Source organism: Rhizobium sophoriradicis (genome assembly GCF_025200795.1).
Taxonomy (GTDB): domain Bacteria; phylum Pseudomonadota; class Alphaproteobacteria; order Rhizobiales; family Rhizobiaceae; genus Rhizobium; species Rhizobium sophoriradicis.
Genome location: NZ_CP104152.1, coordinates 1,931,855 through 1,954,668 on the forward strand (window position 1 = coordinate 1,931,855; position 22,814 = coordinate 1,954,668).

The following is a 22,814-nucleotide window of genomic DNA, read 5'->3' on the forward strand; positions in this document are numbered from 1 at the left end:
GAAAGAATGGGATCAGCGAGTAGCTCGAGCCGGAACGTACCTGTAGTCGTAGAACCCGCGTTGTGCCTTGCGACCGAGCCAGCCCGCTTCCACATATTTGACCAGCAGCGGGCACGGCCGGTATTTGCTGTCAGCCAGTCCTTCATGAAGGACCTGCATGATGGAAAGGCATGTGTCCAGACCGATGAAATCGGCCAATTCGAGCGGCCCCATCGGATGATTGGCGCCAAGCTTCATGCCGGTGTCTATCGCCTCCACGTTTCCGACGCCCTCATAGAGCGTGTAGATCGCTTCGTTGATCATCGGGATGAGAACGCGGTTTACGATGAAAGCCGGAAAATCCTCGGAGACAGTGACGGTCTTGCCGATGGATTCGGCGAAAGCCTTGGCTGTGGCGAAGGTCTCTTGATCCGTTCCGATGCCGCGGACCAGCTCGACCAGCTTCATAACCGGTACGGGATTCATGAAGTGTATCCCTATAAAACGATTGGGTCTGTCGGTTGACGCGGCGAGCCGCGTGATGGAGAGCGACGATGTGTTCGTCGCCAGGATCGCGTCGGGCTTCAGAACGGTGCACACATCCGCAAAAACCTTCCTCTTGATGTGTTCATTCTCGCTGACCGCTTCGACGACCAAATCGGCCTCCGCCAGGTTCGGGAGAGAGAACGCGCCCTTGATCCGGGAGATGGCCTGCTCAGCCGACTCGCCCGGCATTTTACCGGTTTCGACCTGACGTCCGAAATAACAGGCACTCGCTTCGAGGCTCGCCCGGATCCGATCTTTATCGAGATCGTAAACCAAGGCCTCATAGCCATGTTTCGCCACGACTTCCGCGATCCCGGTCCCCATCTGGCCGGCGCCAATGACGGCGACGGTAGAAATCTTATTCGCTATAGGCATGCTGCCTCTCGTTGATCCGGAGATGGAAGGTCGATCTGCGCCGAACAGATTGCGGTCGTCAGAAGAAAGCCTGGAGGCCCGTCTGGGCGCGTCCAAGGATCAGGGCATGGACGTCGTGGGTGCCCTCGTAGGTATTGACCGTCTCCAGGTTCTGCGCGTGGCGCATGACATGGTATTCGATCTGAATGCCGTTGCCGCCGTGCATATCGCGGGCGTGCCGCGCTATTTCAAGCGCCTTTCCGCAATTGTTGCGCTTGACGAGCGAGACCATTTCCGGGGCCATCTTGTGCTCATCCATCAGGCGGCCGACCCGAAGCGAGCCCTGCAGTCCGAGGGTGATCTCGGTCATCATATCGGCGAGCTTCTTTTGGTAAAGCTGCATACCTGCAAGCGGTTTGCCGAACTGCTTGCGGTCCAGACCGTATTGACGCGCACGGAACCAGCAGTCCTCGGCAGCTCCCATGACGCCCCAGGAGATGCCGTAACGGGCGCGGTTGAGGCAGCCGAACGGCCCCTTGAGGCCGGAGACATCGGGCAGAAGCGCATCCTCGGTGACTTCGACACCATCCATCACGATTTCGCCCGTGATCGAGGCCCGCAGCGAAAGCTTGCCGCCGATCTTCGGAGCCGAAAGGCCCTTCATGCCCTTCTCGAGAACAAAACCGCGAATTTCGTTGTTGTGAGCCACAGACTTTGCCCAGACGACGAAGACATCGGCAATCGGCGAGTTCGAGATCCACATCTTCGAGCCGCGCAATCGGTAGCCGCCCGCAATTTTCTCGGCACGGGTTTTCATGCCGCCGGGATCGGAGCCGGCGTCAGGCTCGGTCAGACCGAAACAGCCGATCAGCTCACCCGAAACCAGGCCCGGCAGGTACTTCTTCTTCTGCTCCTCGGAGCCGTAGGCGAAGATCGGGTAAATGACCAACGAGGACTGCACGCTCATCATCGAGCGATATCCGGAGTCGATGCGCTCGACCTCGCGAGCGACCAGGCCATAAGCGACGTAGGAGGCGTTCGCGGCCCCGTACTCTTCCGGCAGCGTCACACCGAGGAGGCCGGTCTGCCCCATCAACCTGAACAATTCGGGGTCGGTCGCTTCTTCGAGATAGGCTTCCTGGACACGCGGCAGGAGTTCGGATTCTGCGAAAGCCGCCGCGGACTCGCGGATCATCCGTTCATCTTCGGTCAGCTGGTCGTCGAGCAGAAAGGGGTCATTCCAAGAAAAGGCCAAGGTCGTCATCCTCCCGTTGAGGTTTTCGGCAATTCGAATTTGATGGGATTAAAGCCGCTTTTGGGCGATTGACAAAGCGAGCTTTACTCATCGGCCTATGAGCTCTAGTAATAGCCAATGGCAAACCTCTCTCGAAGACTCCTTCCCTCGACCTCCGCTCTCGCAGCTTTCGATTCCGTCGCGCGGCTGAGCACCTTCTCTGCGGCGGCTGAGGAACTTTCCCTGACTCAGGGCGCCATCAGTCGGCAAATTGCCGGATTGGAAGAGCAACTGGGCGTTTTACTGTTCGAGCGCACAAGCCGCGGCGTCATTCTCACAGAGGCCGGCGCTGATTATGCACGGGCGATCGCCAACGCTCTGGCGGAAATCCGTTCCGCTTCGCTGCACGCCATGACCAAACAGCATAATGATCAACTCAATCTCGCCATCCTGCCAACATTCGGCACACGCTGGCTGATGCCACGCATTCCGCAGTTTGTCGCGAGACATCCGGAGATCACGTTGAACTTCGCAACGCGCATAGGGATGTTCGATTTCGACCGCGACGACATCGACATGGCGATCCATATCGGCCAGCCTGATTGGCCGGGTGCGGAAAGCACCTTTCTCATGGAGGAGATGGTGGCACCGGTCGCGTCCCCGTCTTTTCTGAGTTCGCATCCCATATCGAAGCCTGAAGATCTGCTTCGCCTTCCGTTGTTGCAGATGGCGTCCCGTCCGGGTGCGTGGAACCATTTTTTCGAGAGCCTCGAGGTCAACGGCACCCCATCCCAGGCCATGCGCTTCGAACAGTTCAGCAACGTGGCCCAAGCCTGCATTGCCGGACTGGGGCTCGCCTTGATGCCGCTTTTCCTCATCGACTCCGAGCTTGCGAATGGCCAGCTGGTCCAAGCCTTCCCGCATCAGGTCAAAAGCCCCAGTGCCTATTATGCCGTCGCGCCACTTAGCAGGAAAGACTTCCGTCCTGTCGGAGCATTCCGCGCATGGCTTCTGGAAGAGGTCGCGCGCTACCAGGAAAGCGCGGCCGCTGATGCGCGAGCATGGTTGCGATAGCAGCCGCTCGCGCCCATCTGCGCCTCCGCTCATGATCGATTGCGAGCATCCTTGACTCCTGGCGGAAATCCTGCCACCTTATGCTAACGTTAGCACAAGGAGCGGACATTTGCATCTTCAGTTGAAGAAAGCAAGCATGCAGGGAAGACGCCTCACGGCCAGCAGGGCCTTGGTGAGGGATGTTCGCCTCCTCGGCCGCCTGTTATGCGAGGCTATAGAAGCAAGCGACGGCAAGGAGGCCCGCGAGATTGTGGAACAGGTCCGCACTCTCTCGATTGCCGGCCGCAGAAAGACCAGTCCGCGCTTGAACGAGAAGCTCGCCCCCTTCTGCGCAGACATGCCTCCCCGCACCCTCAAGCGCGTGATCCGCGCGTTCAGCCAGTTCTCGCAGCTCGTGAACATTGCAGAAGACGCTCATCAGGCCAGGGTGCAGCGCTTCAGCATCGCCGATGGCGAACCCGCCATGCCGGGGACGATTGCCAGATCGCTGTCTGTTCTGGCCGCCGCCGGCGTAGAGGCGGAAGCTATTCGCAAGCTGCTCGTTGAAGCGGTCGTCTCGCCTGTTTTCACGGCGCATCCGACCGAGGTTCGGCGAAAGAGCGTGATCGACATCGAACAGCAGCTGGCACAATGCTTGAGCCGGCTCGAGCAGGCCGGCCTGACCGCGCAGGAGACAGATCGATATCAGGCAGATTTGGAAAGAGCGACGACGACCCTTTGGCAGACGAACAGCTTGCGAGGTCGGCGACTGCAGGTCGTGGATGAAATCCTCAATGGCCTGTCCTATTACGACAGCACCATTTTCCGGGTTATCCCGGAAGTTTATGAGGGTCTCGAAAATCAACTCCGAGGCTCGCCTTGGAGGTTTGCTCAAGACGCGCTGCCGCCATTCCTGCGCATGGGTTCCTGGATCGGCGGCGACCGGGATGGCAACCCTTTTGTCAACGGCGAGACCCTCAGGGAAGCGCTCCGGCTGCAGAGCGAGAGGGTTTTCTCCTTCTATCTCGGAGAACTCCACAGCCTTGGCGCCGAACTTTCTTTGGATGATCGGTATGTAAAAGTCTCGCAGGAACTCCAGCGGCTTGCGACCGACTCTCCCGATCGATCGGAGCAGCGCCGGCACGAGCCGTATCGCCTGGCGATCTCGGGCATGTATGCTCGCCTGGCGGCCACTGCACGGAAGTTCGGCAGTACGGAATTGGTTCGCGAGCCTGTGGCGGCCGCCCCCTGCTATCTGAGCCCTGCCGAGTTCGCCGAAGACCTGGCAACGATCGGCAAATCCTTGATCGCCAATGGCGCAGGAAAGATCGCCGCTGGAAAACTGCGTAGCCTCCAACGCGCCGTCGACGTCTTCGGCTTTCACCTTGTCAGCCTCGATCTGAGACAGAATTCCGAGGTTCATCAGCGCGTCGTTCATGAGCTTTTCGAGAAGGTGCGGCCCGGCACAGGCTACGAGGCGCTCGCCGAAAGTGACAAGATCCACTTGCTGACGGAGGAGCTTCGGTCTTCCCAGCTGCTGGTGACATCGCTCAAGACCTATTCGGCCGAGACGATGTCGGAGCTTTCCGTGCTGCGTGAGGCTGCCGAAGCCCACAAGCGCTACGGCCGCGCCAGCATCCCCAATTACATCATCTCGAAGGCCGGAAGCCCTTCCGACCTTCTGGAGGTCATGGTGCTATTTCGGGAAGTCGGACTGTTCCGGCCCGATGAACCCGAAGCAGCCTCAGTCAACATCATACCGCTTTTCGAAACGATCTCCGACCTCCGCAGCTCGCATGACGTGATGCAGACGGTTTTGGCCATCGAAGCCTATCGAACATACCTGCGCGCACTCGGCGGCAAGCAGGAGATCATGCTCGGCTACTCCGACAGCAACAAAGATGGCGGATATCTGACATCGGGATGGGAGCTGTACAAGGCGGAGATGGCCTTTATTCAGCTCTTCGACCGTGAAGGCATTCGCCTCAGCCTGTTTCACGGCCGCGGCGGTTCCGTGGGCCGCGGCGGCGGCCCAAGCTATGAGGCGATCACCGCCCTGCCCGCCGGCGCGGTTGCCGGATCGATTCGGCTGACGGAGCAAGGTGAAGTCATAGCGGCGAAATATTCCAATCCGGCACTCGGCCGCAGGAACCTGGAACTTCTTATCGCCGCGACTTTGGAAGCCTCCTTGCTGCCTTCCGACGCACAAGAACCGGATCCCGAATTTCTCCACGCCATGGAGGAGCTGTCCGGACTGGCTTTCGGCGCCTATCGCTGCCTGGTTTACGAGACCGAGGGATTTGAACGCTTCTTCCGGGAAGCCACGATCATTGGCGAAATCGCAAAACTGAACATCGGCAGCCGTCCGGCCTCACGCAGCTCGTCACGTCGCATCGAAGATCTTCGGGCGATCCCCTGGGTGTTCGGCTGGTCGCAGAGCCGCATCATGTTGCCGGGCTGGTTTGGTTTTGGCTCGGCCGTCGAACAGTGGCTGACTGGACATCCCGACGGGCTGCCAACTCTGCAAAGAATGCATCGGGACTGGCCTTTCTTCCAGACGCTGATCGCCAACATGGAGATGGTGCTGGCAAAAACCAACATGGCGATCGCGGCGCGGTACGTGAACCTCACCCCTGACGCACCCGCGCATGAGAAGATCTTCGCACGCATAAAAGACGAATGGGAAGCGACAACCGCTGCCCTGCTCGGCATAACCGATCAGGCCTCGCTGCTGGAGAACAATCCGGCGCTGAAGCAGTCGATCCATCATCGCTTTCCATGCCTCGATCCGCTTAATCACATGCAGATCGACCTTCTTCGCCGCCACCGTGCCGGAGAACGAGATCAGGACACCGAAGAGGCGCTGCACCTGACAATCAACGGAATTGCCGCGGGGCTGCGAAACAGCGGGTAGCCAACCGCAATGCGGATGGCATTCGCTTTTTTCTTGACCTCGGCAAAACTGGTGCGCTAACGTTCGCACAAATTGGGAGGAAATCATGACACGGACCGTGCTGTTGACGGACTACGCCTGGCCGGATGACAAGGTGGAGCGGGAGGTGATCGAGCGGGCCGGGTTTACCCTCGTCAGCGGCCCCGCCGAGCCGTCGCCCCCTGCTGAGATCGACGCTTTGGCTGCAGAGCATCGTCCGGACGCTATCCTGACCTGCTGGGCTCAGGTCAGCGCGACGGCGATCGCCGCCTCGCCTAATCTCAAGATCGTCGCGCGCCTTGGAGTTGGCCTGGACAATATTGCAGTCGATGCAGCGACGGAGCGGGGGATCTGGGTCACGAACGTTCCCGACTATTGCGTTGCAGAAGTGTCCGACCACGCCGTCGGTTTCGCAATTACCTGGGCGCGCGGCCTTGTCCACTTCGATCGTGAAGTTCGCGATGGGCGCTGGGACCCCGCCTCTGCAAATCTGCGCAGGCTTTCGGAACTGACCTGCGGCATCGTTGGCTTCGGCCGCATCGGCCGCGCGACGGCAGCAAAGATGCAGGCGCTGGGATGCCGCGTGTCGGCCCACGACCCCTATGCCTCGAATGCCCCCGCCGGCGTGGAGCTTACCGACTTCGATACGCTGCTGGCCAGGAGCGATATCGTCATCGTCCATGCGCCGCTTTCGCCCGCGACCCGCCACCTGATCAACAAAGACGCTATCTTGAAGATGCGTCGTGGAAGCTTGCTGATCAACGTCAGCCGAGGCGGCGTCGTGGATACTGCCGCCGTGATCGAGGGGCTGGCGTCCGGCATTCTGAGCGGTGTCGGCCTTGATGTGCTCGAGGATGAACCACGCGTGCCGGCGGAGCTGATCGCTCACCCCGGCGCGATGATCACGCCGCATGTCGCCTTCTCCTCGGATGCTTCGCTGATCGAACTGCGTCGCCGGGCCGCGGAGGAAGTCGTCAGGGTTCTTTCCGGAGAGATGCCCGAACAAGCCCGCAACAGCCCCCGCCGCTAACGCAGCAAGGACAATAGTTTTATGTCTGTAGCCGAGATGATGATTTTCGACGATTTCCTGCTGAAGAGCGGCCTGAAGAGCGCTTCCGAGGAGGCGGTCTACAAGCCCCTGACGGGTGGTGTTTCCTCAGATATCTACCGCGTGGAGCTCCCCGGCCGGCTCATCTGCGTGAAACGCGCACTGGCCAAGCTTAAAGTATCTGCCGATTGGCAGGCGCCGGTGTCGCGAAATGTATACGAATGGAACTGGATTTCCTTCGTGGCGGAGCATTTCCCTTCTGCCGTTCCGAAGCCTCTCGCGCACGACGAGTCGTGTGGTATTTTCGCAATGGAGTTTCTGCCGAGCGACGAGTACCCGCTGTGGAAGACCAGCCTGCTTCAAGGAAGCGTCGACCGAATGGCAGCAGAGGTCACAGGCCGGCGGATCGGGCAGATCCATTCCGTGAGCGCCCGCACATCGGGCTTATCGGACAAATTTGACTCTGGACCGAATTTCTATGCGCTCCGGCTTGAGCCCTACCTGGTTGCGACTGCCGCCAAACATCCCTTCGTCAGCGATCGCCTCGCCGAGCTCGTTCAGCGCACGGCGGAAACAAAGCTGGCGCTCGTCCACGGCGACGTCAGCCCGAAGAACATCCTGCTGGGCAAGAACGGACCTGTGTTCCTGGATGCCGAATGCGCCTGGTTCGGTGATCCGGCTTTCGACCTGGCCTTCTGCCTGAACCATCTGTTGTTGAAGAAGATCGTTGCGGAAAAGGCGGCATCTGAGCTCGCATCGTCATTTGCGGCTTTGACCGCAGCCTACATGGATCAGGTCGATTGGGAGGATCGGGACGCTCTCGAGGCTCGGGCCGCAAGCCTGCTGCCCGCACTCTTCCTCGCCCGGATCGACGGCAAATCGCCCGTCGAATACATAACCGACGAATGCCAGCGCGAAGCTATCCGCAAAGCCGCCATTCCGTTGATCGCATCGCCTCCGCAAAAGCTTGCTGACGTGGCGCAGGCCTGGTTTTCTTAAGGAAGCCAGGTGCTTCCGGAGCGGTTGCGCTTTCCACTTCGAATGAAAAAGAAAAAGCCACCGCGCTGTGTTCGCGATGGCCGACGAAGTCTTGCTCTGCTTCGGCTCAGAACCGGCCGACCCAGCCTTCGAACGCAACCAGGAAGCTCTCGATGAACTTCTGGGTTCCTTCGTTGAGGAATACGCCATGGTCGCCCACCAATTTGTCGGCCGTACTGAGGTAAACTTCAGGCTGGGGCATGGTCGGCACGTTGATGTTGGTTAGGATAACCCTGAGCTGGAGTGCTGCCGCAGCGCCGCCAATCAGGCCGGGAGAAGCCCCGGTCACCGCACCGGGCTTATGATCCCATACGCTTTTCCCGAACGGTCGAGAGCCGACTTCGATCGCATTCTTCAATGCCGCCGGTACGGATCTATTATATTCCGGCGTCACGAAGATTGCCCCGTCGCAAGCCTTGATGCGCTCGCGGAAGGATGTCCATTCCACCGGCGGCGTTTCGGTCTCGAGGTCCTGGTTATAGAGCGGAAGATCGCCGATCGGTACGATTTCCAGGTTCAGCCCGTCGGGCGCTACTTTCTGCATTGCACGGGCAAGCTTCAGGTTGATCGAAGCCTGACGAAGGCTTCCAACCAGGACCGCGATATCTTTCTTGGACATGTTCTCTCTTCTCGCGTGAGGGCGGCGCCGGCCGCAACCGGCGCCGGTGATTGTTATTGATAGGCGGCAGGAACCGGAGGAATGACCACGTAGTTACTGAAGCCGCCATCGCGTTCGCCGATGCCGGAGATGGCCTCGTTCACCCGCTCGAGCGGATAGATCTTGTGCTCGAGATAGGAGAGGTCGAGCGCGCCGGTGCGAACCATGTCGGCCATCTCCTGCCCCTGGGCAGCGCTGAACCAGTTGGAGCCGATCAGCTGAACCTGCTCGTCCATCAGCCACTTAACGTCGACCGGAACATCTTCCGCGACGCCGCCAACGACAACCACACGGCCGCCTCGACGAACGCCGCGCATGGAGTCGACCACGGTCGCAGCGGGAGCTCTCGCGCCCAGCGCACTGATGACGAAATCCACACCCTCGCCGCCGGTCTGGGCCTTCGCCCACTCTCCGGTCGAGCCTTCACCGAGCATGATCGTGTCGATGCGGTCGGGAGCGATGGCCTTTATGCGGTCCATCAGTTCCTTGTTCCTGCCGGTGCCCAGAATTTTGGAGAGGCCCATTGCAAGAGCGAGCTTGGTTGCCGCGACACCGAGCGTGCCGGTAATCCCGTCGATGAGGCAGACCTGGCCGGGACCGGCCTGCGCATTCTTCAGGGCGCCGTAGGATGTGCCGAGGTAGCCGAAACGGCCGGCCTGTTCGAAGCTGAGATTATCCGGCAGGCATACGAGTGAATATTCCGGGGCGGTCATGTACTGGCTGAAGCCGCCGTACGGATAGAGATCGAAGATTCTTTGACCATCACGGCTGGTGCTGAAGTACCCATTCAAGGTGTAGTAGCGGCATTGGCTGCGGTTGCCCGACCGGCACGCCTTGCAGGAGCCACAGGATCTGAGGGGGCTGACATAGACACGATCGCCAATCTTGACATTGGTGACCGCCTCGCCGACTTCGGCGACGACCCCGGCTGGATCCAGGCCGAACACTGCCGGAAACTTCGGCAGCGGCTGGTGGGGAAACCAGGTCGGCCAGTTATTGATGACGTTGGCCATGTTGGGCACGATACCGCAAGCCCTGACCTGCACCAGAACGTCGTTGGGCCGGGGCGCGGGAATCGGAATCTCATCCAGCGACATCGGCTGATGCAGAGCATGCAGCCGAGCAGCGATCATAGTCTTAACCATTAACTCCTCCATAGGGACATCGGTCAGACCTTGGCTGACCGAATGCATTCTTGCAGTTTCAGGCGGGTGCGCGGCCGCGCGATGCGTATCCGTCACGGGACGAGGAACGCCTTGTCAGCCGGTCGGAAATCCGCGGGCCAGACCGTCACCCAATCCTTTCCTTGAACTTGCTTGAGCTTCGTCGATGGCTTCCCGGCATTGAACTTGCCGTCGAAAGTCCTTGGCCCGACGACCGTCTCGACGGTATTCGAGCGCAACCATGCAGCCATCGCGGCGTCGTCCAGCTTCCCTGCCCCTTCGGCTGCTGCCGCCAGAATTTGCCACGCAGCATATTCGACGGCGGCCTGATACTCGGTGCGCGGATAGGGGAAGCCTGCCGCCTTCGCCTTGTTGTCATAAGCGCTGACGAACTCCTGAGCGCCGTGATATTTGAGGAACGGCTCGTGCTCCTCGAACCAGGTCAGCGAGGTCAAGCCATTGGCTTTCGGGTGAGCTGCGGTCGGGCCGGGTGCCGGGAACAGGTAGAACTGGTTCCTTGGTTGGTAATCGATCCGGCTCATGGCATCGAGAAGCTGCACTGCCTCCATGCCGATCGCACCGGACCACAGCAGATCCGGATCAGCCGCTTTGATGCGGTTTGCGATTGCGCCGAAGTCCTTCGTGCCGAATTCGTATTCGAGGTCCAGCACGCTTTTGATGCCACGCTTGTCAGCGACCTGCTGACCGCCCTTGGCGATCGTCAGCGCGGACGGGAATTTGCTGGTGACGAAGGCGATCGTCTTGGGAGGGGTTGGCAGGCTGGCATAGGCATCAAGAACGACCTCGGTGTCGGTCAACTGCGGCTCGGCCCCGATCGGAAGAGAGGGGAACTGCAGCGGATAGGGTGCAAGGCTTGGGTCGCCAAGGCTGCTCTGAACAAGCATCTTCTTGAACCGAGCGGCAACGCCCATGGCTGCGATAATCGACGACGTGCCATAGGGGCCCATCAGGAGATCGACCTTATCGGCCGTCACCAGGCGTTCATAAAGCGTTCGCGCATTGGCGGGAAGCGATTGATCGTCGAGAAGGACGAACTCCACCCTTCGTCCGAGAATACCGCCTTTGGCGTTGATCTGCTCGACGAACACCTCGGCCGCGAGCTTATGGATCGCGCCGACGCCCGCAAGCGGACCGGTCAGCGGCAGCGTTCCGCCGACGCGGATCGGCCCCTCCTGGGCAAAAACTCTCGGCATCGAGCTGAAAGCCGCCGCGGCGGCGGCTGAGCCGAGAAATGCACGTCTGTTCATTTTAATGGAATTTGCACTCATCTCATCCTCCCATGTGCTTCCGGCATGTCTCGCGCTTGCAGCTGTCGCAGCGCGTCAGTCTCCTGCCTCAGGCGGCAGGTCAGCTCTTCGCGAGCCCTTCTGCGTATCGCTCCAGCGTCATCGGGTTCGGCATTTTCTCGGGGTGCTCCAGCGGCACTCCCGTAAATTCGCTGGCCTCGAAGAACCACTTGGAGACGGCCGGCATCCCCCAATGCACGTTGGTGCTCAGGGATGCCGCGTCCCAACGAATGGGCTCCAACTCCGCATCTATCGTGGTGTAGTGATTGTTGAAGAATTCCACCCGGTGTCCATCGGGATCGCGCAGATAGACGAACAGAACTCCCGAAGGGCCGTGGCGGCCAGGCCCGCGCTCGACGCTGTCTCCATATCCGTAACGGCTGGCAAAGTCGCACACGGCGAAGATGTCGCTGATTTCGGGGACCGTATAGGCAAAATGGTGCAGTTGCGGGCCGATGCCGGGCACCAAGGCCAGGTCCAGGCAGACACCTTTGCGATACATGAAGTTCGCAATGAGAGTGTCGCCCGCCGCTATATATTCCGAAGTGCGGAAACCCAGTTCGCCGTAGAACGCGCTCAGCCCCAGTGGATCGGCAACCATGATCTGGCAATGGTCGAGGCCCTGGGCTCGAGCACCACGATGTTCATGCACGTCGAGAAATTTACGAGGATGGACGCTCATGCTGGAGCAAAGCTCGATGCGAGCGCCCGAGGGATCGCTGACAAGCAGCGTGCGGCCCTGGTTTCGAACCTCGACCCACTCCGCCGGAAGGCCCTTCTCCTCAAAGAAGATCTTGGCCTTGTCGAGATCTTCCTCCAGGAACACCCGGTACCCGATCCGCCTGCACGTCGGCTTGCCGCCGGCGGGTGTGAGCACGAGGCTGTGATGGCAGGCCTCGGACAGCCCGCGGAGGTAGGAGACACCGTCCGCGAATTCTGTTTCGACGAGGCCGCCGACATTGACATAGAAATCTCGGCTACACCCCACGTCATCGACTTCAAGCACGACGTGGCTGAAGCGCGTGATGTTGAAGGGAGGTTTCAAATTAACAGCCGGTAGCATGTCATCCTCGTCTATTTATTGCTAACGTTAGCATAAGAGGGCCGGTTGTTTTGTCAACGCCTGTTTTGTGCGAGACGCGCATTCGGCCCATCAAAAATTCTAACCTACGGCGGCAACCGCGGCCGGCCTTTCAGCCAAGTCTAGCGCCGACCAGCCAGCGAACGAAGCCTCTTTTCCAAGAGCCTCCTCGATCCGGAGAACCTCGTTCCACTTGGCCATGCGCTCGGAGCGGGAGAACGATCCGACCTTGAGCTGCTTGGCATCCCAGCCGACCGACAGATGGGCGATCGTCACATCTTCCGTCTCGCCGGATCGCGCCGAAACGATTGTCCGAAAACCTGCCCTTTTGGCGACCGAGAGTGCTTCGAACGTCTCTGTGATCGTGCCCGCCTGGTTCGGCTTGATCAGAACGGCATTGGCGCTTTTATCCCCGATCGCTTCCGTCACCCGCGCCGCGTTCGTCACGAAGAAGTCGTCGCCGATGATCTGGCATCGGGAGCCGTAGCGGGCGGTAAATTCCTTGAAGCCATCGGGATCATCCTCGGCGAGCGGATCCTCGATAGAGACGATCGGATATGCCTTCAACCAGCCGCCAAGCATGTCGATCATCTCGGCCGTGTCGAGCTGCCGATCTTCCAATGCCAGCGAATACTTGCCTTCGCGGCCGAATTCGGAAGCCGCGATATCGAGCGATATCGCGACCTCGCCGCCGGGTTTCAGACCGGCAGCCTCGATCGAACGCACCAAGGCATCGAGAGCCTCTTCATTGCTGGTGAAGGCAGGCCAGTAGCCTCCCTCGTCCGCCACGCCCTGGAGCTTGCCGGCACGCTTCATGATGTCGCCCGCCGCGCGGTAGACCTCGGCCGTCCACTCCAAAGCCTCCGAGAAAGTCGAGGCGGCAGGGCACATGATCATGAAATCCTGGACGTCTACCCGGCGCGCTGCATGCGCTCCGCCACCGAAAATCTGGATTTCCGGCAGCGGCATCGTAATTCCCCTGTCGGAGCCTGCGAGATACCGCCAGATCGGTTGGTCGGCCGCAGCCGCAGCGGCGTGAAGCAACGCCATCGACGTTGCTACCGACGCATTTCCACCTAGTCTGCTCCGGTTCGGTGTACCATCGAGTGTGATAATCGCGCGGTCTAGCTCGGCCTGATCCCTGGCATCCCGGCCAACCAGCAATTTGGCGATTTCCCCGTTGACGGCGGAGAGGGCCTTGTTGATGCCCAAGCCGGCAAGGGCGCTGCCGCCATCGCGTAGATCGAGAGCTTCGCCGGTTCCGGTCGATGCGCCAGCCGGGGCAATCGCCCTGCCCGTGGCACCGGAGGCCAGCTCGATTTCTACCTCAACGGTGGGCCTGCCACGGGAGTCCCAGACGCGACGGCCCTGCACTTTTCGAATTTCGGTGTTCATCATGTTCAACTGGTCCACAAAGTCAGGTTGAAATATTGGGTCATCGAGGCTCACAGGCCGTCATCGTTAATCCGTCATATCGGGGGTCCGTGCGCCAACCAGCACCACGGCGATGGTTGCCGGTCTGTCGCTTTTGTTTCGCCAGGCGTGACGCGTTCCGTTCTGTACGAAGGTGTCGAATTGGCCCAGGCGAGTCTCATTGGCATCGTCGAGCTCCATCCAGATCTCGCCGTCGAGAACGATGCCGTAATCGACGGTCGGCGTTTGATGTTTACCATCCGGCTCGAAACGTTCGGCCAGGCCTGGGCTGACCGCCAGGTTCTCCGCCACAGCCGCCGGCCCATCGAAATCCGGAGCCATAAAAACGGCATCCGGTGGGAACGTTAGCACTAAAAACCGCGTTTCACCCGGCTCGGGAACGAAGCTCGTCACCAGCGGAGTTGGATCGGTTCCGTTGAGTGGGACCGTCGTTGAAGCCGAAGTCGACCAGACCATCCGCGACACCAGTCCGGGAACCGTCTTGAATATGTCGGTGCGCGGAACGGCGCCGTCCTCGGCGAACCTGGCAACACCCTGACTGCCGTGCTCCGTCACAACGCGCCTGATATGCACGGGAACTCTCCCGCTCAATTTTTCAGATTCCAAGATAGGCCTCCCTGATGCTTGGATCATTGATGAGAACTTCGGGCGCTCCGGAGGCCGTCACGCGGCCTTGCTCGATCACGTAGGCCTGATGGGCAATTTCAAGCGCCTTGTTCACGTTCTGCTCGACGAGCAGCACGGCTACGCCTCGCTCATTGATCATCTGGATGATTTTGAACATTTCGCCGACGATCAAAGGCGACAGCCCGAGCGACGGCTCGTCCATGAGCAGCACGCGCGGCTTGGCCATCAGGCCGCGGCCGATCGCAACCATTTGCTGCTGCCCGCCCGACAAGGAACCCGCCAACGAATTCTGACGCTCTTCCAAGACAGGGAAAAGCTGAAACACCTCAGCGAGGGTAGCATCGCGCTCAGCACGAGCGAGCGAGCGGTATGCTCCGAGCAACAGATTGTCCAAGACCGTCATTGCCGTGAAAAGACGCCGCCCTTCCGGGACTACCGCTATGCCGTAATCGCACACCCGATGGCTGGGCACCTTGGAGACGTCCTTCCCCTCGATGACGATCTTTCCTTTGTGCGGACGAAGAATGCCGGCGATGGCATTTACCAGCGTGCTCTTCCCCGCCCCGTTCGGGCCGACGACCGAGACGATCTCGCCTGCTCTTACACCGATTGACAGATCCCACAGAGCGATCGCATCTCCGTAGCCGACCTCGATCTTATCGACCTCAAGCAGCATGACTGCCTCCCAGATATACGCTGACCACTGCCGGGTCTCTCATCGTTTCGCTTGGCTGCCCAAGCGCCAGAACTTTCCCCTGGTCCAGCACCGCGACACGGTCCGCCAGCGCGACAACCGCACGCATCAGGTGCTCAACGAAGATGATCGTCGTACCGCCAGCCCTGATCCGCTTGATCATTTCGACCGCATGGTCGACCTCGGCCGGATTCAAGCCGCAAAGCACCTCGTCGAGCAGCAGCAGCCGCGGTTTTGCCGCCAGTGCTCTGGCGAATTCGACAAACTTGCGGTCATGCAGGTTCAACGCCTCCGGGAGCAAGTTGGCCTTGTCAGCCAGGCCGGTAAAGGCGAGAGCCTCCCTGGTGACTGCGTCGACCGCATCCAAGCCCATGCCATCTGCGCCGCCAAATCTAGCGCAGAGCCGAACGTTTTCGAGGACAGTCAGATTATCGAACAGGCGCGGGATCTGGTAGGTACGCGCCACGCCCTGCTGCGCGATCAGATGCGGTGATCGACCGGAGATCTCCTCGCCTTCCAGCGTGATCTTACCGGAGGTCATGGCGTAATGGCCGCTGATCATGTTGATCAGTGTTGACTTGCCGGAGCCATTCGGCCCGACCAGGGCGAGAATTTCCCCCCGCCGGACGTCCAGGGTCACGCCGGTCAAGGCACGGATGCCGCCAAAGGACTTGGTGACATCCTCGCATTTGAGAAGCACCGGACCGGAGCCTGCCGGGGCTGAGGGCGCGAACCGCGCAGCGGCCTGATCACTCGCCTCCTGTGCGCCAGCTCCGCTGCGCCTGTCGGCAAACCGGCGGATCAGGCTGGGAACAATGCCGGACGGCAGCACCAGTATGACAATGATCAGCGCGAGAGCCACGCCCGCACGGCCGAATTCCGCATGAGCGCCGCTGACGATGGCGCTTTGCAGCACGGTGATGATGACCGCGCCGATGGCAGGTCCCGCCCAATGGCGCGCACCGCCGAGAATGCTCATGAGCACGACATAGAGAGGAACGGTCACCGCGAACGTCTCGCCAACCGTGACGTAGCCTACATATACCGCGTGTATTGCACCCATTGCGCCTGCAAGCGCCGACGAGATCGCAAACGACATCAGCTTGTAGCGGAACGTCGGAACGCCTTTCACCTCTGCGACGTCTTCATCGTCGTGGATTGCAAGCAAGCCCTGGCCGAACTTGCTGTGAAAGATGAAATAGGACGACGCCAGCGCGGCAAGAGCCGCGATAAGCCCGAACATATAGAGCGAGCCAGACGCCGTCGCGCCGATCATTGGGATTTCGATTCCCGAGAGGAATACGCCCGTGCCCGAATCCAGCGCGGTGTTCGACACAATGGCCGCAATGACGAAGGTTACCGACAGCGTCAGCAGCGCGAAGAACTCGCCGCGCAGAGCTCCCGAGCGAAAGACCACCAAGCCAATCAGGACAGCGACCGCGGCCGCAAGCAGTGCCGCGGCAGGTATCGTCGCCACGAAGGGCCATGACAACTGCGTCGTCAGCGTCGCCGTCGTGTAGACCCCGATGCCGAAAAACGCGGCGTGACCAAAACTCCAGTAGCCGGTGTAACCGCTGAGGATGCCCCAGCTCGTAGCCAGCACGACCCAAAAGAAGATGATGTACAGGTAGGAAAGGTAGTAATCCGCCATTCCCAGGTAAGGCAGCGAGGCCAGGACCGCGACGGCGGGTGCTGTGATTAGGAGCTTTTTCATGGTCAAATCACCGGTTTGCGCAGGAGGATGACGATGAGCACGCTGAATGCCACGAGCGGCGCCCAAGCGGGGTTCACGACGGACATGGTCAGGCTCTCGGCCACGCCAATCAGCATTCCGGCACCCAATGCGCCGATGGGGCTGCCCAATCCTCCAATGATGGCGACGGCGAACACAACCCCGATCCAGGCCTCGATTTGAGATGGAGCCAAAGTTCCGATCAGGGCGATGAAGACACCCGCGATACCTGCCGTCGCTGAGCAGAGGCCGGCCAGGATGTACGACACGCGGGTGGAATTGATTCCGAAAGCCGATGCTACGGGGGCGTCATGGGCAGCGGCACGCAGTGCCTTGCCGAGCATGGTCTTGTTCAATGCGTACCAAGCCGCTCCGGCAAGCACGCCGGCGCAGGCAAAGGCGGAAAGATCCAATACGGGCACGAAGATCGGGCCGAGCCGGATGGTGGTCTGCGCATAGGGCGTTTCGTAGCGAAGGAAATCGGCCGACCAGACCCATTGGATCAGCGACTCGATCAGGATCGTGACGCCGAACGTGACCAGGAGAGAAGCGAATTCCTTCACCTTGAAACGCACGAACACGCTGTGCAGCGCAACGCCAAGCGCGAAGAACAGCGGAGCGATCAGAAGGGCGCTTAAATATGCCGGGACACCATAGACCGTGCCGAGCTGGTAGGTCAGGTAGGCGCCAAGGAACGCAAGCGCGAAGTGGCTGAGGTTCACAAGTTTCAACAGCCCCCAGCTCAGGCTGAGCCCCATTGCCAGCAGGCCATAAATCCCGCCCAGCAAAATGCCACCAACAGCCGACTGCAAGAAGAGAGCAAGGGTCATCAGCATCCACGTCCTTCTGTGGGCACGATGATCATCTCCAAGATTGCCAGAACATCCATCCGTTATGCCTCCTCCTGCGCTAACGTTTGCACAACATTGGTCTCATAGGGCGGCGGCCATGTCAATGACATTCACGAGGTAAAATTCCTCAATGCGCGTCGCCCGAGATGCGGCAATACCGAGAGATAATTCCAAAAGGTGAAATCAACCCCATGAGATCGCTAGCTATTACGACGGGGACCCAGTCAGCGCACCGAAGATCCGTGAACGAACATCAGAGCATCTTGATTCGCCGGAGTTGTTCTGCGATTTCGGCGTTTGACAACCGCCGCGCCAATGCTATCGTTGGCGAAAGTGATCATTCGGGCTAAGCACAATGGTAACAATCAAAGATATCGCCGCCAGACTTCAGGTTTCACCCTCAACGGTGGGTCGCGCCCTCGCCGACGATCGACGCATAAGCGCCGAGATGAAGCGAAAGGTGAACGAGGCCGCAGCTCAAGCCGGTTACGTTGCCAATCGTGCTGCACGAATGATGCGCGGGGTTCAAAGCAACCTCGTTGGCCTGATCGTGCCGGATATCCGCAACAGCTTTTATTCGACCATCGCCCATGCTCTGTCGAGATGCCTTCTTTCGGCGAATTATCAGCTGACTTTGTGTGAAACCGATGACGACAGAATGCACGAGCTTCGTCATATCAGGGAACTCACCAGCGTCAACGTCGCCGGGATCATTCTGGTCCCAAGCGCCAAACCTCATCCCGATTCTGCGCGAATCCTGAAGATGACACCTCACATCCAATTGCTGCGCAAGGCGCCGTTGCTCGGCGACCAATGGTTTGGGATCGATGACAGAAGGGCGCTTTACGAGAGTACGGAACATATCATCAATGAAGGTCACAGACGGATCGCTTATATCGGCGGCACGGAAGAGCTGCCCACCGGCGCGGCTCGCGTGCAGGGTTTCCGTGACGCGGTCAAAAACTCCGGCGAGAAGATTGTCGTTCATGAGGAACTAGGCGCTCCCTCCTCGCCCGAATTCGGCCGCGAGGCCGTACGCCGCCTCCTCTCCCGCAAGGATCGACCGACGGCGCTGGTGATCGGTGCGGTACAAAACACCTCCGGAGTCATTGATGAAATCCAGGACCAAGCTTTGAGCGTCCCGGGAGACATTTCCGTCATCGGGTTCGGCGATGAACTTGGATATCGGTGGTGGGGCCCCGGACTTACGACAGTTCAGTTACCGGTTTCGGAATTGGCAACCGCCTGCGGGCTGTGGTTCCTCCATCACCTTCAGAACAAGGGGGACCTTAGCAAGCCTTATAGCTTCATCTCGCCGCCACAATTGATCATTCGCGGCAGCACGGGCGCTCCATAAACGCCGGCAGGCCAATGGATATCCAGCGGTAGGCTGCTGAATCGGGGAGAGGCGCCCGTCCCGCGACGCGCACCTCTCTTTATTGGCCGTGATTCACCCCATCCCGAGCGCGACGCTGAAAGCCCTGGATTTAGATGAGCCGCTGCCAAGACTATGCGGCATGACGAAGCGAACGCAGCTCCCGCGCTGCCAGCTTGCTCATCGGTATCCCTCTTCAAGATCAATTTTCAACGCGCCCATCAGACGAACACCGGAATTGTACCAGGCAACATTGATCGCGAGTTCGACAAGTTGCTTCTCCGACAGGAACTTCGCGACTCCACCCCAGACTTCATCCGACACATCGACGTTCAGCGTCGAGTCCTTGGCAAAGGCCATCACAGCCTTCTCCTGCTCATTGAAAAGGTCCGAGGTCTCGAAATCCGGAATGGCATGAAACTGCTCCTCCGTAAGGCCCGCCTTGAGGCCATGGGAATGATGATGCTTCACCTCGTACTCCGAGTTTGTGCAATAGCCGACCGTAAGGATCGCCATCTCACGCAGCTTCGGGCTGAGGTCGGCAGCCCGCACAGCGTTCGCGTAGGTCAGGAAATCGTTAAGGACTGCGGGAGCATTGGCGAGCGCGAGGAAGATATTTCCGGTCGGAACCTTCCTCTCCTTCAGCAAGCGCTCATTCAGCGCGGGTTGCGTCTCAGCCAATTCGGTATTTGAGACGTATCGGACTCGTGCCATTCCACCACCTCAGATTTTTTCGCAAATCGCCTGCCTAAGACCATTCGATCGGCCAGAATTTGCTAACGTTAGCATTACTTGTGTTAGAGAACCTGAGTCAATCAGATTTTCTGGCTGCAACGAAATTCCTTTGCAGGATCTCTCGCGCTCCGCTTAATGCCGCGCAGGAACCACGTGATTTTTCAACACGCCGATACCGGGAATCTCCACCTCGAGATCGTCGCCGGGAACGATCGGTCCAACGCCGGCCGGCGTGCCGGTCATGATCACGTCGCCGGGGAGCAGCGTCATGAAGCGGCTCAAGTAAGCAACGATGTCAGCAACCGGGTAGACGAGGTCTCGCGTATTCCCCGACTGTCTGACTGTGCCGTTCTGACGAAGGATGACGTCAAGGTTGGTCGGATCGATATCCGTAATGATGGCCGGACCGATCGGGGCAAAAGTGTCGTAGCCCTTGCCCGCCAACAGGCAGCCGAACTTGCTTTCCTGCCGCTGGATGATGCGGTCGCTGATATCATTGCCGCATGTGTAGCCGAGCACGTGCTGCAAGGCGTTTTCTGGGCTGATGTGGCGCCCTCCTTTGCCCACGATAGCGACCAGTTCAGCCTCGTAATGGACGATTTCGCCATCACTCGGATATTCAATGGCATCTCCGTTGCCGCACGCGGCCGTGCTTGGCTTCATGAACAACACAGGAAGCGTCGGTTGCTCTTTTCCCGTCTCGTCGGTGTGCTGCCTGTAATTATACGCGACCCCGAATATCCGCGGCCGCTCGATCGGGCACAGCAGATGGACGCTCGAAAGGTCATCCGCCTGCCCCGTTCGTTCGATCGACTGGAAGGGATCACCAGCGAGCCGTTCGATCACGCCTTCGCTTTCGACCCCATAGTGAATTCCATCGCCGGACCGGTAACGCACAATCTTCATTCTGGTCTCCATTTTTGCTAACGTTAGCGCAGACGCGATGTCTCGTCAACGCACTTCGTGCCCGGCGGTTGGGGATTGGAATTGGATCCTAGAATGCTGCAAAACAATCGGCATCGGTGCCGTCTTGCTACGAATTTCGCGCCGATAGGATGCGCGAACGGCGCTCAGCATTTTGGCTGTGCGCATCGAAACCGGTTTTCGCCTTTGGTGCTTAAACCAGCCAGCTCGCCTTACCAGTCATTGCAGCATCTCGATGCATATGTAAGGTGGCCGCACTTCATGCGGAGACTGAATCACCGATGACGACGGCGGACTACATTGCTCTGGCCTTCTTTGCCTGTGTCTGGATGGGCTATTCCTGGCTGCTGAAGGGCCGCACATTTTTCGGCCGCACCAGTCTGACGCATGCGATGACCGAACGGCGCCGCGAGTGGATCTACAATTCGCTGCGCCGCGACCTGAAGATGATCGACACGCAGATCATGGCCGGACTGCAGAACGGCACGGCCTTCTTCGCCTCGACCTCGATCTTCGCGATCGGCAGCTGCTTCGCGCTGCTGGGCGCCACCGAGAAGGTCGACGCCGTCTTTGCCGACCTGCCCTTCGTCTTCCATGGCGGTCATGCCGTCTTCGAGATGAAGGTCGGCGGACTGGCAGCGCTTTTCGGTTATGCCTTTTTCAAGTTCGGCTGGTCCTATCGGCTGTTCAACTACTGCACCATTCTCTTCGGCTCCATCCCGATGCTGCGCGATGCCGAGAGCGACGTCATCGCCGCCGAGCGGGCCGCCGAACGCGTCATCCGCATGAACGTCATTGCCGGCAGCAATTTCAACGAGGGCCTGAGGGCGATCTTCCTGTCGATCGGCTATCTCGGCTGGTTCATCAACCCTTATGTCTTCATGCTGACGACGGCGATCGTCATCTTCGTGCTGGCGCGCCGGCAATTCTTCTCTGAGGCGCGGCTGGCGATCATGGATGCCGGCCCGCCGCCCAATCTTCACCTTTCTCCTGTTCGCCGCGACATGCCGTCGAGCAGTGGAAGTGATTTGTCCGAGGGACTTTGATGACAATGCCGGCAATGCAGGCCGATGCGACTGCGAGACCCCCGCGCATCGGTCTATTGGATACGGCGCGCGGCGTCGCGCTGATCGCTATGGCAAGCTACCATTTCACCTGGGACATGGAGTTCATGGGCTATCTTGCGCCGGGCACGGCCGAGACCGGCTGGCTGAAGATCTATGCCCGGGCGATCGCCACGACCTTTCTCTTCATCGTCGGCGTCAGCCTGGTGCTTTCGAGCACGCCCGCGGTTCGCTGGCCATCTTTCTGGAAGCGTTTCGGCATGATTGCCGCGGCCGCCGCGGTCATCTCGATCGCGACGCGGATCGCGATGCCGGACGGGTGGATCTATTTTGGCATCCTGCATTGCATCGCGGTGCTCACGCTCATCGGCATCGTTTTCATCCAGCTGCCGCTCGCCGTCACGCTCGTTTTCACGCTGGCGCTCCTGGCCGCCTGGATCATCGATAATTTCGGCACACCGGGCCTGCTGCGCTCGTCCTTTTTCGATCCGCGATATCTCGCCTGGATCGGCCTTGCCGCCATGCCGGAACGGTCGAACGACTACGTGCCGCTGTTTCCCTGGGCAATGCCGTTCTTTGCCGGACTGAGCTTCGCCTCGATCGCCATCAGAACCAGGCTGCCGCACCGGCTTGCCACCCTCGGCACCGGCTCCTGGTGGCCGGCGCGACTTGGCCGCCACAGCCTTGCCTTCTACCTCATCCACCAGCCGGTGCTGATCGCCATCGCCTATGGGCTTTCCCTTCTCGTCCCGCCGCCGACGCCGGATCCGGCGGAAACTTACCTAAGGCAATGCAACTCCACTTGCGTGATGCAGCAAGGCGAAGCGCTGTGCCGCAGCTTCTGCCAGTGTACGCTCGGAAAATTGCAGGCCCAAAGCCTGTTGATCCCACTGCAGGCAAACGAGATCGACGTCCAGAACGATGAACGGGTCCAGACACTCGTCGCCGAATGCAGCGCCGAGGCGGAATAAAGACGGGCGAGGCT

General features: G+C 59.8%; 20 protein-coding genes. 7 read left to right on the forward strand and 13 right to left on the reverse strand.

The genetic code is table 11. The features are described 5' to 3' along the window. Positions 1-12: 12 nt before the first annotated feature. Positions 13-900, reverse strand: coding sequence for a 3-hydroxybutyryl-CoA dehydrogenase (locus tag N2597_RS09735; RefSeq protein WP_096764955.1), 888 nt, complete (start codon positions 898-900; stop codon positions 13-15). 58 nt (positions 901-958) lie between these two features. Then, on the reverse strand, positions 959-2,143 hold the full coding sequence (locus N2597_RS09740; RefSeq protein WP_183597720.1) for an acyl-CoA dehydrogenase: 1,185 nt from the start codon (positions 2,141-2,143) through the stop codon (positions 959-961). Positions 2,144-2,251: 108 nt separating this feature from the next. On the opposite strand from N2597_RS09740, the gene N2597_RS09745 reads away from it, so the two are divergent. The 4 genes from N2597_RS09745 to N2597_RS09760 all read left to right on the forward strand — a co-directional run bounded on the left by N2597_RS09745 (position 2,252) and on the right by N2597_RS09760 (position 8,145). Continuing rightward, the gene (locus N2597_RS09745; RefSeq protein WP_096764957.1) at positions 2,252-3,187 is read left to right on the forward strand and encodes a LysR family transcriptional regulator; all 936 of its coding nucleotides are present in this window, start codon (positions 2,252-2,254) and stop codon (positions 3,185-3,187) included. 136 nt (positions 3,188-3,323) lie between these two features. Then, positions 3,324-6,080, forward strand: a complete 2,757-nt coding sequence (gene ppc, locus N2597_RS09750) for a phosphoenolpyruvate carboxylase (RefSeq protein WP_183597718.1) — start codon at positions 3,324-3,326, stop codon at positions 6,078-6,080. Between the two features lie 85 nt (positions 6,081-6,165). After that, entirely contained in the window at positions 6,166-7,128 is a 963-nt protein-coding gene (locus tag N2597_RS09755; protein ID WP_077989175.1) for a C-terminal binding protein, read from the forward strand. A gap of 21 nt (positions 7,129-7,149) precedes the next feature. Next, positions 7,150-8,145 (forward strand): phosphotransferase family protein, encoded by a 996-nt coding sequence (locus tag N2597_RS09760; RefSeq protein WP_077989176.1) that lies wholly within the window; start codon positions 7,150-7,152, stop codon positions 8,143-8,145. Between the two features lie 106 nt (positions 8,146-8,251). Here N2597_RS09760 and N2597_RS09765 read toward each other — a convergent pair whose 3' ends face one another. The 9 genes from N2597_RS09765 to N2597_RS09805 form a co-directional block, all read right to left on the reverse strand. Further along, on the reverse strand, positions 8,252-8,803 hold the full coding sequence (locus tag N2597_RS09765; protein WP_009989216.1) for an NADPH-dependent FMN reductase: 552 nt from the start codon (positions 8,801-8,803) through the stop codon (positions 8,252-8,254). A 53-nt stretch (positions 8,804-8,856) separates the two neighbouring features. Then, entirely contained in the window at positions 8,857-9,975 is a 1,119-nt protein-coding gene (locus N2597_RS09770) for an alcohol dehydrogenase catalytic domain-containing protein (protein WP_170961525.1), read from the reverse strand. A 104-nt stretch (positions 9,976-10,079) separates the two neighbouring features. Further along, the gene (locus tag N2597_RS09775; RefSeq protein ID WP_183597716.1) at positions 10,080-11,294 is read right to left on the reverse strand and encodes an amino acid ABC transporter substrate-binding protein; all 1,215 of its coding nucleotides are present in this window, start codon (positions 11,292-11,294) and stop codon (positions 10,080-10,082) included. Between the two features lie 79 nt (positions 11,295-11,373). After that, positions 11,374-12,375: a VOC family protein gene (locus tag N2597_RS09780; protein WP_096771994.1), complete on the reverse strand. Its 1,002-nt coding sequence runs from the start codon at positions 12,373-12,375 to the stop codon at positions 11,374-11,376. 99 nt (positions 12,376-12,474) lie between these two features. Continuing rightward, entirely contained in the window at positions 12,475-13,791 is a 1,317-nt protein-coding gene (gene eno / locus N2597_RS09785) for a phosphopyruvate hydratase (protein WP_077989178.1), read from the reverse strand. A gap of 63 nt (positions 13,792-13,854) precedes the next feature. Further along, positions 13,855-14,433, reverse strand: a complete 579-nt coding sequence (locus N2597_RS09790) for a cupin domain-containing protein (protein ID WP_210281893.1) — start codon at positions 14,431-14,433, stop codon at positions 13,855-13,857. Further along, the gene (locus N2597_RS09795; RefSeq protein ID WP_183597712.1) at positions 14,423-15,130 is read right to left on the reverse strand and encodes an ABC transporter ATP-binding protein; all 708 of its coding nucleotides are present in this window, start codon (positions 15,128-15,130) and stop codon (positions 14,423-14,425) included. Before N2597_RS09795 ends, N2597_RS09790 begins: the two co-directional genes overlap by 11 nt. Continuing rightward, positions 15,120-16,862, reverse strand: coding sequence for a branched-chain amino acid ABC transporter ATP-binding protein/permease (locus tag N2597_RS09800; protein WP_183597766.1), 1,743 nt, complete (start codon positions 16,860-16,862; stop codon positions 15,120-15,122). Before N2597_RS09800 ends, N2597_RS09795 begins: the two co-directional genes overlap by 11 nt. A gap of 2 nt (positions 16,863-16,864) precedes the next feature. After that, positions 16,865-17,716 carry a branched-chain amino acid ABC transporter permease gene (locus tag N2597_RS09805; protein ID WP_077989183.1) on the reverse strand — a complete coding sequence of 284 codons (852 nt, stop codon included), beginning with the start codon at positions 17,714-17,716 and terminating at the stop codon, positions 16,865-16,867. Positions 17,717-18,086: 370 nt separating this feature from the next. Here N2597_RS09805 and N2597_RS09810 point away from each other — a divergent pair, with 370 nt between their 5' ends. Further along, complete coding sequence (locus N2597_RS09810; protein ID WP_106796191.1) at positions 18,087-19,088, forward strand: LacI family DNA-binding transcriptional regulator; 1,002 nt, start codon at positions 18,087-18,089, stop codon at positions 19,086-19,088. 198 nt (positions 19,089-19,286) lie between these two features. Here N2597_RS09810 and N2597_RS09815 read toward each other — a convergent pair whose 3' ends face one another. Then, entirely contained in the window at positions 19,287-19,787 is a 501-nt protein-coding gene (locus N2597_RS09815) for a carboxymuconolactone decarboxylase family protein (protein WP_225880841.1), read from the reverse strand. 186 nt (positions 19,788-19,973) lie between these two features. Then, positions 19,974-20,747, reverse strand: a complete 774-nt coding sequence (locus N2597_RS09820) for a fumarylacetoacetate hydrolase family protein (RefSeq protein ID WP_077989186.1) — start codon at positions 20,745-20,747, stop codon at positions 19,974-19,976. Positions 20,748-21,046: 299 nt separating this feature from the next. Between N2597_RS09820 and N2597_RS09825 the strand changes: the two genes are divergently transcribed. Further along, on the forward strand, positions 21,047-21,811 hold the full coding sequence (locus tag N2597_RS09825) for a DUF599 domain-containing protein (RefSeq protein WP_039619890.1): 765 nt from the start codon (positions 21,047-21,049) through the stop codon (positions 21,809-21,811). Beyond that, positions 21,811-22,800, forward strand: coding sequence for a heparan-alpha-glucosaminide N-acetyltransferase (locus N2597_RS09830; protein WP_096764969.1), 990 nt, complete (start codon positions 21,811-21,813; stop codon positions 22,798-22,800). Before N2597_RS09825 ends, N2597_RS09830 begins: the two co-directional genes overlap by 1 nt. The last annotated feature ends 14 nt before the right edge of the window (positions 22,801-22,814 follow it).

Coding starts and splice junctions, on each gene's coding strand:
- N2597_RS09740 (WP_183597720.1), bottom strand. CDS start 2,143: ATGACGACCTTGGCCTTTTCTTGGAATGACCCCTTTCTGCTCGACGAC.
- N2597_RS09795 (WP_183597712.1), bottom strand. CDS start 15,130: ATGCTGCTTGAGGTCGATAAGATCGAGGTCGGCTACGGAGATGCGATC.
- ppc (WP_183597718.1), top strand. CDS start 3,324: ATGCAGGGAAGACGCCTCACGGCCAGCAGGGCCTTGGTGAGGGATGTT.
- N2597_RS09735 (WP_096764955.1), bottom strand. CDS start 900: ATGCCTATAGCGAATAAGATTTCTACCGTCGCCGTCATTGGCGCCGGC.
- N2597_RS09760 (WP_077989176.1), top strand. CDS start 7,150: ATGTCTGTAGCCGAGATGATGATTTTCGACGATTTCCTGCTGAAGAGC.
- N2597_RS09765 (WP_009989216.1), bottom strand. CDS start 8,803: ATGTCCAAGAAAGATATCGCGGTCCTGGTTGGAAGCCTTCGTCAGGCT.
- N2597_RS09800 (WP_183597766.1), bottom strand. CDS start 16,862: ATGAAAAAGCTCCTAATCACAGCACCCGCCGTCGCGGTCCTGGCCTCG.
- N2597_RS09755 (WP_077989175.1), top strand. CDS start 6,166: ATGACACGGACCGTGCTGTTGACGGACTACGCCTGGCCGGATGACAAG.
- N2597_RS09825 (WP_039619890.1), top strand. CDS start 21,047: ATGACGACGGCGGACTACATTGCTCTGGCCTTCTTTGCCTGTGTCTGG.
- N2597_RS09810 (WP_106796191.1), top strand. CDS start 18,087: ATGGTAACAATCAAAGATATCGCCGCCAGACTTCAGGTTTCACCCTCA.
- N2597_RS09745 (WP_096764957.1), top strand. CDS start 2,252: ATGGCAAACCTCTCTCGAAGACTCCTTCCCTCGACCTCCGCTCTCGCA.
- N2597_RS09770 (WP_170961525.1), bottom strand. CDS start 9,975: ATGATCGCTGCTCGGCTGCATGCTCTGCATCAGCCGATGTCGCTGGAT.
- N2597_RS09830 (WP_096764969.1), top strand. CDS start 21,811: ATGACAATGCCGGCAATGCAGGCCGATGCGACTGCGAGACCCCCGCGC.
- eno (WP_077989178.1), bottom strand. CDS start 13,791: ATGATGAACACCGAAATTCGAAAAGTGCAGGGCCGTCGCGTCTGGGAC.
- N2597_RS09805 (WP_077989183.1), bottom strand. CDS start 17,716: ATGCTGATGACCCTTGCTCTCTTCTTGCAGTCGGCTGTTGGTGGCATT.
- N2597_RS09820 (WP_077989186.1), bottom strand. CDS start 20,747: ATGAAGATTGTGCGTTACCGGTCCGGCGATGGAATTCACTATGGGGTC.
- N2597_RS09780 (WP_096771994.1), bottom strand. CDS start 12,375: ATGCTACCGGCTGTTAATTTGAAACCTCCCTTCAACATCACGCGCTTC.
- N2597_RS09775 (WP_183597716.1), bottom strand. CDS start 11,294: ATGAGTGCAAATTCCATTAAAATGAACAGACGTGCATTTCTCGGCTCA.